Below are 10595 nucleotides of genomic sequence, written 5' to 3'. Positions count from 1 at the left end.
CCGCGGTGGGGGGCCGTCCTCGAGCCATTCCCCCCAATGTTCTTGGGGTGGGATTTTCCAACCTATGTTAACGCGTACGTGGCCTTTGTGGCGCCCGCCCGGGCGGCCGCGCCCCCCCGCCCGCCCCCCGACAGCGTCATTCACCATAGCGACCGCGGCGTCCAATATGCCTGCGCCGACTATGCGGCACGACTTGCAGTCCATGGCATCCAGCCGAGCATGAGCCGCGTCGGCAATCCCTACGATAACGCGAAGGCCGAAACATTCATGAGGACCCTGAAGGAAGAGGAGGTGGATGGCCAGGCGTATCACGGCCTGGACGATGCAAGGACCAGCATCGGCGAATTCATCGAGATGGTCTACAATCGGCAGCGCCTGCACTCGGCCCTCGACTATCTCGCGCCGGACGCTTACGAAGCCAGTCTCTCGAAAGAGCGGCAAGGAGACACCAGACGCAATTCACAGCCAGGAGAACTGTTACTGATTGCTGTCTCATCAAAGGGGTGCAGTCCACCATCTCTCCGGTACAAAACGTCACCTATCTCTCAGGTCGGACATTCCCAAGTCATCCCTCAGGCGGCTCTTGCAAGTCGCCGGATCGTCTGGGGCGGTTGCCCATACTGGCGCATAAATGCATCGCGCATGCGCCGAAGATCGACGAAACCGCTTTCCCGCGCAATCTTCTCCATGGGGTGACGGGTCTCCTCGATCATCAGCCGAGCTGCCTCAAGGCGAATTTGCTCGACGGCCTTGGCAGGGGTTTGACCGGTTTCCGAATGGAACGCACGGCTGAACTGGCGGGGCGAGAGTGCCGCAATTTCAGCTAGTTCATCGACAGTCAATGGGTTGGCGAGGTGGGTCTTCGCATGGATCAACGTCTTTTGAATGCGGTCGCTGCTGGGTGCGAGCTGGAGCAATTCAGAATGCTGCGATTGGCCGCCGGCGCGGCGATGATGCATCACCAGCCGCCGGGCGATCGCGCTTGCCACATCGCGCCCCAAATCCTTCTCGATCAATGCCACGGCGAGGTCCAAGCCCGCGGTCAGGCCGGCTGATGTCCAGACCGGTCCCTCATTGATGAAGATGCGATCGTCTTCCACCCGCACATTCGGAAAGGCCTTGCGCATCACCTGGGCATAGGACCAATGGGTCGTCGCGCGACGTCCGTCGAGAAATCCCATCTGCCCAAGGAGAAATGATCCAGTGCAGAGTCCCGCAACCCGCCGCGATGCTTTTGCCATCGCGCGCAACGTCGCGAGCGTTGCCTCATCCTGCTGCGGAGGCGGCACGAGGCCTGCCAGGAGCAGCAGCGTGTCCACCTGTCCCACGTCGTTGAGCCTCGTGGTCGGTACGGCAAAACCGCTCGACGACATGACGGGTCCACCTTCGACCGAGGTGATCGAGAGGGTATAATAAGTTTCATCCTTCAACACATTGGCAAGCTCGAAGGCGGCCTGTACGCCAAGCGCCAAAAATTGGAAACCCGGCGTGAGCACCATGGAAACGTGAGGCATTCTGCTCTCCAAACCCGATGTCCGAAAAACGTAGTTTATACGTCATATCGGACAAAGAGCATCCGGTCTATAACGTCCTTGTCGAAAGCATGGCGCTTTCCCCGCGAAAGGAACAAACCAATGACCACCAAGGGAACTGCACTCATAACCGGCGCCTCCACCGGTATAGGCGCAATCTACGCCGACCGCCTTGCCGCACGCGGCTACGATCTGATCCTCGTTGCCCGCAACAAAGACAAGCTGCAGTCGCTCGCCTCGGCAATCTCGGATAAGACGAACCGTGCTGTCGAAGTGCTTGCCGCCGATTTGGGCGATGGGGCCGATCTTGCCAGCGTCGAGAAGGTGCTGCGCGAAGACGCCAGCATTACGGCGCTGGTCAACAATGCCGGCGTCGGCACCCATACAACCCTGCTGGAGAGCAATGTCGATCGCATGGAGGCCATGGTGCGCCTTAACGTAACGGCGTTGATGCGCCTGACTTACGCAGCTGTGCCCGGCTTCGTGGCGCGCGGCGGCGGCACAGTGATCAATATCGCCTCGATTGTTGCGGTCGCGCCCGAACTGCTCAACGGCGTTTATGGCGGGACAAAGGCTTTCGTTCAGGCGTTCACCACCTCGCTGAACCATGAACTTGCAGGCAGCGGCATCCGCGCCCAAGCGGTACTGCCCGGGGCGACGCGGACCGATTTCTGGGCACTCGGCGGCCTGCCGGTTGAAAACCTTCCGACCGAGATCGTGATGCCAGCCGAAGACATGGTCGATGCCGCGCTTGCCGGGCTCGATCAGGGCGAGACCAGCACGATCCCTGCGCTCCGCGATGTCGAGCTGTGGAATGCTTATGAAGCGGCACGTCTCGCACTCGGCCCGCAACTTTCCGCCACCCAACCGGCTCCGCGCTTCACCGCAATAGCGTAAAAGCCTTTAAGCCCTGATCCAATGAATTGACCGGCAACACCATCTTCATCACCGGCGGCACAAACGGCATCGCGGGCAGCATGGTGATCATATCCGGACGGCGTACCGCACTTCGTATCCTTGATCATATGCGCTTTGACTGAGAAACCATAGTAGGCATTGGTCAACGTTTGCAACTTACAATGGACCACGTGATATCGCCTATAATGGATGGGCCGCGATTACGATTTCCAGCTGCTATGCCGGTGCTTATGTGAGTACAAAGCCGATTGTGCGGTCGCAGTTGACGATATCGGGAGCCGACGGTTCATCGACGAGCGCGATGGGAGCCGTCGGTGCGGCCAGTCCGGAAAGCCATTTTTGGCGGTCGTGACGGATCCTAGGTTCACGCTTGATCAAATGTTTGCGAAGTTCGGAAAGACACCGGACTATCACACGATAGGAGCCGAATGGGATTCGATCGGCATTTCGAACCTTGATCGGCTCACCCTCTGTGCGATAGCGAGCAACCGGGGTGGTCTGTCTACGCAGGTTGAAGTAGACCAAGGCCGAATCCAGATGACCAACGAAGAGGCGGCCGTCATGCAGGCTGCAAATCCATCCAGAACCGATTAATGCCGCCAACCCATGGTAGCCGATCCCGTACTATTTCCATCGAGACGCTACGGCGCATTACCGGCTTTACAGGATCGAGAATGATATCCGTGGTCGGGCTTTACGGATCGGTAGCGGCTAGTGAGACGCGTCGCGGTACACGATCCCTGCCGCCGCAGCCATGGTCAAACAACCAAGTAACGTAAACGTTGCTGCCCGGTAGGTATTGTTCAGATGAAAATCCGTGATCAGTCCCGCCACCAAAGTCCCAACTGCGGGCGATTCTCGCGAATTCCCGAACCGCATCCACATCGTTCAAGGCGGCAAGCCCACGTCCCGGCCGACAAAATGCGCCAGGACGTGTGGCAAAGACCTTCGTGATCGAAACCACACTCTCGGGCAACCAGCCGATCCAGTGGATGGCGGAGGCGAAAGCCATTGGCTATCGCATCGAGCTCGTTTTTTGTTTGCCTCGACGCGCAACGAATCATTGAGCGCGTGGCATTCCGGGTGGCTGCTGGAGGCCATGACATTCGTCGGGAGGCGATTTTCTGCCCCCATGAGTAATCTATCCCACCGGCAAGTCCCTGATTTGTCAGGCTCAGGAAAGCGGGCCGTTGGCTGCTGGGCTTCCTGGCCCGATTCGTCGTCGCAGGATACAGGCTAAAGGCGTCGACCATGAGAGGAAGCTTTCGTCCCAGATCTGTTTAACGCCCGCCCGCAGTCGTTTCGATATTCAAGGCGTTCTGCAAAAGCTCTCTGCTGTAGGCCGCGCTTGGAGAGGAGAAAAGAATGTCGGTGGCGGCGCATTCCTCTACACGCCCTCCATAAAGGACGGCCACGCGATCAGCGACGCTGCGGACGACGGCGAGGTCGTGGGTGACAAACAGCATTGCCAATCCCTCGGCCATAAGACTTCTAAGCAGTTCGATGACGGATGCCTGGACCGAGACGTCCAATGCCGAGGTCGGCTCATCGCAGACGAGCAGTTCCGGCTTGCAGACTAAGGCACGTGCAATGGCAACGCGCTGGCGTTCGCCTCCGGAGAGCTCGGCTGGATAGCGCATCATCATCTGTGGAGCGAGGCCTGCGCGCTGGAGCGCGGAGGCTACCATATCAGAGGTCGACTTTCTTTCGCTGGGGAAAAAGTGTCGGACTGCGACAGCGATGCTCTCTCCGACCGTACGCCGGGGGTTCAGCGACGCATAGGGATCCTGAAAGATGTACTGGATCTTGCGGTGCGTGTCGCGATCCCGATCTACGGCCGCGAGTGGTAGGGCATGGCCTCGAAACTTCACTGCGCCGTCGTAATCGGAATGGAGACCGATGATACAGCGCGCCAGTGTCGATTTGCCGCTTCCCGACTCGCCGACGAGCGCGAGACATTCGCCGGCCGCGACATCCAGCGAGACGTTGCGCACGACCTCGCGTTCACCGTAGCGAACCCGAAGATTTTCGATGGAGAATATCTTCTCCGACCGGACCCGCCTAACGGGAAGCGGGACAACGCCTGCCGCCGGCGGTACCACGTCGGGCTTGTGGCAGCGGACCTGCGACTGATCATCTTGCGTGAGCAGCGGTTCATGGTCACGGCAGTATTGATCGCTCAGGGAGCACCGTGATGCGAACATGCAGCCGACGCTTCTGCTTCTCAGCTCCGGCGTCGTTCCGGGTATGCCCTGCAGCTGCTTGCGTTCAAGCGTCGAGGGTACGGCCTTGAGAAGCGCTCTTGTGTAGGGGTGGCGGGGTACCTGGAAGATCTGGGAGGACTGACCGTATTCCATCATTCTTCCGGCATAAAGAACCATCACATCCTGCGCGACGGAAGCGACCACGCCGAGGTCGTGCGAGACGTAGACGCTACATAATTGCAGCTCCTCCGACAGGCCGGAGACCAGCTTCAGCACCTCGTTCCGCGTTCCGGTGTCCAGAGCAGTCGTTGGTTCATCGAGGACCAGAAGCTTCGGCCGGCCCACGACGGCAATGGCCAGTCCAATGCGTTGCAATTGCCCGCCCGACAATTCACTTGGATATCTGGCAAGAAATCCCCGGTCGCTGGGCAGGCGCATGGCGTCGAGAATGCTGGCAACGCGGCCCGCAGCTTCCGCCTTGCTTTGTGCATGTTCGCCGGTCACGAGGCGCTCTGTCAGCTGCAGGCCGATGGGCAGGCTGGGATTGAGGGAGACACCCGCATCCTGCGGTACATAGCTGACAAGCCTGCCACGCCGGCTTCGCTTTTCGGCTTCGCTCAGGGCGAGAATATCATCACTATCAATTATCACGCTGCCGGCGCTGATGCGTGCGCCGGGTGCCGCATAACCCAGCAATGCCTTGGCGATCGTGCTCTTGCCCGAGCCGCTTTCTCCCACCAGCCCGAGAACCTTGCCCGGCCGGATGGTAAACCCGATCTCGTGGACAATCCTTATCTCGTCTCCCAGACGAACTTCAAGCCCGGATACCGCAACACCGCTCATTTCCGGACTCCTTCCGTCAGTCCTATCGCCCGCGACATGCCTTCGGCGAATAAAGTTCCGCCGATCGACAGCGTTGCGATAGCCAGGATAGGAGCAAGAACCGCACACGGCTGGATCGTCAGGGCATTGCGGCTCTCATTGACCATCAAACCCCAGTCGGCATTGGGGGGCTGGATGCCATATCCTAGGAAGCTGAGACCCGCTAGAAGCGAAATTGACCACATCAGCCGGAGCCCCAGTTCAACAAGCAGGGGCGATGCGATGTTGGGCAGGATTTCCGACATGAGAATTTTGTGGGTCGGCAGGCCGACAGCCCGCGACCACTGCACATAGTCACGCTCGACAACGGCAAGCGATGCACCGCGAATGATGCGAGCAACGCTTGGGGCCTGCGAGAGTGCCACTAGCACGACGAGCAAAACCGGGTTCGGCCCAAGCGCCGTTACGAAAAGGAGGGCAAAGATAACGCTCGGAAATGCCAGCTGAAGATCGACGATACGCATCACGATCCCATCGAACCGTCCCTTCGAATAGGCGGTGGCGAGGCCGATGGCCGCCCCGAGGGTTAGCCCGGCAAGGGTTGCCGAAAGTGCCATCCAGATCAGGTTCCGCCCGCCGAACAGGAACCGGCTCAAAACGTCTCGCCCCAAGCTGTCGGTTCCAAGCAGACTGTCTGCGTCGGGTGCCTGATAAGGTGTGCCGATCAACTCGGATGGGCCATAGGGTGCCGCAAGAGGACCGAGAAAGGCAAGGCCGACCACCAAGGCGATCAGGGCAAGTCCGAAGCGTGTACGGGTATTTGTGAGGCCGCGCATCAGGCTCGACCGGCTCTTGCGAGTGTTCTTTTCGTTTTTCATATGCGCCCCCCCTTGCCCGGCGGGGTCAGCAGAAACGAAGCCATGTCTGTGACGATATTGGTGATGAAGAAGGTCACCGAAATGGTGAGCACCGCTGCCTGCACGACCGGCACGTCGCGAACGCCGACGGCATCCGCCAGAGCCGTTCCCAGCCCCGGAAATCCGAAGACGTATTCGACGACCACGACCCCGCCCACGGAGAACGCAAATATGGTCCCCGCTGCCTGGATGGCGGGCACGATTGCATTGGGGAGGACGTGGACGAGAAGAATGCGGTTGGGGCTCAGGCCCTTCAGAATGGCAAACTGGACATATTCGGTATGGAGAACGTCGATGACCGTGCTTCTGACCAGACGATATAGATAGGTCGTCTGTAACAGGACCAGTGTGATGATTGGCAGGGCGAGCCGCGAGGGCTGCGCCCATATCGGCACCTCCGGCGACAGGAGCGACACGGCGGGGAAGATATGCAGCACGCTGGTGCTCAACAGAAGGACGAGCAGCAGCCCCAGAACGAACTCCGGCAGGGCGTTGACCAGAACGGAAAAGCCCATGACGAGCTTGTCGACGACGCTGTCCTTCAGGGTTGCCGTCAACAGGCCCAGAAAGAGCGATGTCGGAACGGCGATCGACATCGATATCGCCACGATGAAGAATGAGTTCTCGATGCGTGGCATGAGCAGATCGGCTACCGGCACCTTGGAAACGATCGATGTGCCCAAATTGCCGTGGAGAAGTTCGGCCAGCCATCGCAGATATTGTGTTGCGAGCGGCTGGTCCAGGTTGAGTTGCTGGCGCAGCGCCATAATCTGTTCGGGCGACGCCTCCTTACCAAGGATCATCTGCACCACGTCGCCCGGAAGTGCCTGCGTGGCCCCGAAAATCAGAAGGGAAACCACGAAGAGCATGAACGCGGCTGCACCGGCACGCCGGAGCAGCCAGATCCGCCGCCCACGTCTGACAGAGGGGGACGTGCCGCTCGTCATGACAGGGCGACTTTCCTCAGATGATAGAAGGGTGAATCGACCACATAGGGAACGATCCCCGTCAGCCCGGCCTTGTAGGCATTCAGCGTATTGGCGAAGCCCCAGAGGAGATTGCCGCCTCGCTCATATTCGATCTGCTGCATCTGATGAATGACGGTGCAGCGGTCTTCTGCCTTGGGAATGCTGACGGCCTTCTGATAAAGCTCGTTGAATTCCTTGTCGTCCCAATGGCTCGTGTTGAAGGTACCGCCCGGCAACAGACTGCGGGCCACGACAGGCAGATAGGCGTCGCTCAGGAAGTCCACGCCGAAGGTCCACTTGCCGTAATTGGCGAGATAGGCAGCCTCCTCGGTGAGCTTGACGTTGATCTTCACGCCCGCAGCCTTCGCCTGCTCTGCAAAGACCTGCGCGCATTCGACCATGCCGGCCGTGCCATTGACCGTTATCAGGTCGATGCTCATGCCTTCCTTGCCGGCCTCCTTCAGAAGCTTCTTGGCAGCTTCGATATCCTGCTTGCGCTGCGCAACCGGAGTCGGCCCGCACGGTGCGATGGAGCGGCCCTGCATGTCGTTTCCGATCGAGCCGTAACCGGCCAGCGCGACCTTCACCATCTGTTCCCGATTGGCGATGAGGCGGAATGCCTGACGGACGCGCACGTCGTTAAACGGTTCGGCATCCGTGCGCATATAGATCGGGATCGCCATGGAGGAGGGGTTGTTCAAGAGCTTGATTGCCGGGTCCGCCTCGATAATGCGCGCCTCCGCGAAGGGAATCTTGTAGGTCATGTCGACCTGGCCGCCACGCAGGGCATTGATGGAAGCCGCAGCGTCGGAAATATTCACGATCGAAAGCTTGGCGACTTTCGCCTTCTCGCGGAAATAGTCGGCGAAGCGTGCGAATACGGATTCACGACCGGGCGTGAAGGAAACAAGCTTGAATGGGCCAGTGCCAATCGCCTTGGCGGGGTCGAAGCCAACGGGGACCATCCGCAGGTAACGGTTCGCCCAGACGTCGGCAAACGGACCGTAGGGCGCTTTCAGCCTGAAGACCAGGGTGAGGTCGTCAAGCTTGGTAATCGCTTCGGGGTCGATGAACTTGATGAGAGCGGAGCCCTTGGTCGGATTGCTCTTGTCCAGAATGCGCGTGATCGAGAAGATCACGTCGTCCGCACCGAAGGCCTTGCCGTCATGCGTCTTGACGCCTGATCTCAACTTGACGGTCCATTCGGTCGCATCGGCATTCGGAGTGAAGCTTTCAGCCAGAACGAGCGCGACGCTTGCATCGGGATTATATTCCGTCAGACCGTCAAACAAGTTGGTGAACCTGACAATGTCGGTGATCTGTCCTTGCGTCCGATGCGGATCGAGCGAATCCGCGTTGCTGCCGGTTGCGGCAACGCGGAGTGTGTCTTCAGCAGCTCTTGTCTCTTCGGGGAGTACCGCCGCAATCGTCAAAGTCAATGCAATGCCTGCGGTTCCGGCAAGGAGTGCACGGCGCGTAACACGGATTTGTTCGGGTTTCACTTCTTTGGACATGACGTTCCCTTTCCCCATCTGATCTTGTCAGCTGCTGCGTGTTCTGCTGCGCGCGGCCTCCACGGCCGCCTTCGTCATCAACGGCACGATGACGGATGGCCCGCGCGGGTCTTCATCCGGATCAAAGGATGTGAAATTGACGGCGAGAATTTCGAAACGGTCGGCAATCAGCTCAAGACCGCGCGCGACCTCCGTGTCAGTCAATCCGCCTTCGGCGCAGTGCCGGTTTGCGCGCAGCACGGAGGGATCGAGAACGTCTGTGTCGATATGAACGTAGACTTGGTCACATCGGGCGCTCAGAATATCCAGTGCAGCACCAAGCGCACGCTCGTAGCCTAGCTTCCTGATGACCGGCGTGTTGACGAGCGTGCCGATTGCGACCCCGGCATGGGCCCGCGCATTCTTCGAAAAGGCCTCATGGATGCTGACGGAAATGATGCGTTCTTCCGGAATCACGCGAAAACCTGGGACTTGCTGCCGATATTTTGGCCAGCAATGACCTGCGATCGTAGTCGTGAGCATTCCCTCTATGAAACCATTGGCGGAGGTATCTGGCGTTTGCGCATCGCCATGGGCGTCAAACCAGATCATGCCGGTAATGCCTTCTGCATCGCCGATACCGCCGATTACCCCAAAAGAGGAGGAGCATGTTCCGGCTGAAACGATCGGAATACGTCCTGCCTGGCGCGCAGCCCGTACCGCATTTGAGAGGTGGATGTTCTGGACCAGGATACGACCCATCTGATCGCCGGCGGGAAGCAGCCGGAAATCTCCGCCTGTCTCCTTGTCCGTCGCTCTGTCCGCCTGATCGATGAAGACAATATCCACATCGCCGAACATTCGCTGAAAGGCTGCCGGTGCGTTCTCCGGCGCCAGCAGGACCTCTGGTCCGACGGCCATGGCATTACCGATAACACGGCCTCTGGTTCCGCAGTGGTAGGGAAGTCCGATAAGTGTGAGGGGTGGGTCGTTGCGTTCGTCGGTCATGTCAACTACTCCCAGCAGGTCACTTGAGTAGGACATGCTTCGACCGGCGCGGACATCCACAAAAGTGTTGATGATGGAAAGGCGGTCAACCGCGGATCTTGTTGTAGGACAAGCTTTTCCTTTATTCCACGGCGACCGATGCGTAATAGCGGTGAAGCCATTTTTTACGCAGTACCGATAAGTGTTGCCGCCTCGCAATTCGCCCAATCGGATGAACGCAACCTTGTCATCGGTTCGCATCAAAGCAACACTGCAAACCGCAGCATCGCCAGTTTTCCACAGTCGCGGAAAATGCGGTTTCGGCCTAAAACGCAACAGCCAGCAAACCGCCCAGAAGTTCCATAATATAGATTATCTGATTTTTACTAACTTATTGATTTACAACAATATTTCTCTTCACCTTTTATGTACGCGATAGCCCAGGCAACGTCGAGATCTACCGTCTACCGCAATGAGGCGCAGCGCGATCAACATCCGCCCCGCAAACATCAAGCCGAGGTCGGCACGAACGCCAACCTCGGGAATTACAAGACCTTGGAATTGAATACGAAGGGCGCATATCCACTTCACAAAAAGGGATATCTACTGGCCTCACTCGCCCCCTCAAAAGACATCATCCTTCTCTCGGATCCGCGCGCAGACAGTAAATCGCACCGCCATCAAAACGTTCGGCCGACACAAGAAGGCTTTCCGGCAAGGTTATCCCACGTCACTTGTTCAGCGCATCTTTCAA

At 58.7% G+C, this 10595-nt stretch carries 8 protein-coding genes; 1 reads left to right on the top strand and 7 read right to left on the bottom strand.

Translation table 11 applies throughout. The annotated features are described in order from the left end of the window. Positions 1-572 precede the first annotated feature (572 nt). A complete protein-coding gene (locus FHT28_RS34030) occupies positions 573-1514 on the bottom strand; it encodes a GlxA family transcriptional regulator (protein WP_210249890.1) in 942 nt (313 codons plus the stop codon). 120 nt (positions 1515-1634) lie between these two features. Here FHT28_RS34030 and FHT28_RS34025 point away from each other — a divergent pair, with 120 nt between their 5' ends. Next, on the top strand, positions 1635-2429 hold the full coding sequence (locus tag FHT28_RS34025; protein ID WP_145646550.1) for an SDR family oxidoreductase: 795 nt from the start codon (positions 1635-1637) through the stop codon (positions 2427-2429). Positions 2430-2678: 249 nt separating this feature from the next. Here FHT28_RS34025 and FHT28_RS34015 read toward each other — a convergent pair whose 3' ends face one another. From FHT28_RS34015 to FHT28_RS33990, 6 genes are all read right to left on the bottom strand, one after another. Next, positions 2679-3053, bottom strand: a complete 375-nt coding sequence (locus tag FHT28_RS34015) for a hypothetical protein (protein WP_145646552.1) — start codon at positions 3051-3053, stop codon at positions 2679-2681. A 677-nt stretch (positions 3054-3730) separates the two neighbouring features. Continuing rightward, the gene (locus FHT28_RS34010; RefSeq protein WP_145646554.1) at positions 3731-5497 is read right to left on the bottom strand and encodes an ABC transporter ATP-binding protein; all 1767 of its coding nucleotides are present in this window, start codon (positions 5495-5497) and stop codon (positions 3731-3733) included. Beyond that, positions 5494-6354, bottom strand: coding sequence for an ABC transporter permease (locus tag FHT28_RS34005; RefSeq protein ID WP_145646556.1), 861 nt, complete (start codon positions 6352-6354; stop codon positions 5494-5496). The genes FHT28_RS34010 and FHT28_RS34005 overlap by 4 nt, the downstream gene beginning before the upstream one ends. Then, entirely contained in the window at positions 6351-7340 is a 990-nt protein-coding gene (locus tag FHT28_RS34000) for an ABC transporter permease (protein ID WP_246705031.1), read from the bottom strand. The genes FHT28_RS34005 and FHT28_RS34000 overlap by 4 nt, the downstream gene beginning before the upstream one ends. Beyond that, positions 7337-8875 carry an ABC transporter substrate-binding protein gene (locus FHT28_RS33995; RefSeq protein WP_145646558.1) on the bottom strand — a complete coding sequence of 513 codons (1539 nt, stop codon included), beginning with the start codon at positions 8873-8875 and terminating at the stop codon, positions 7337-7339. Before FHT28_RS33995 ends, FHT28_RS34000 begins: the two co-directional genes overlap by 4 nt. A gap of 27 nt (positions 8876-8902) precedes the next feature. Beyond that, the gene (locus FHT28_RS33990; protein WP_246705030.1) at positions 8903-10102 is read right to left on the bottom strand and encodes an arginase family protein; all 1200 of its coding nucleotides are present in this window, start codon (positions 10100-10102) and stop codon (positions 8903-8905) included. Positions 10103-10595: the final 493 nt, after the last annotated feature.

The sequence above is a fragment of the Rhizobium sp. SG570 genome (assembly GCF_012275345.1).
GTDB lineage: Bacteria > Pseudomonadota > Alphaproteobacteria > Rhizobiales > Rhizobiaceae > Rhizobium > Rhizobium lusitanum.
The sequence above is the reverse complement of the archived record's forward strand: the minus strand, read 5'-3'. Positions and strand labels throughout refer to the sequence as shown.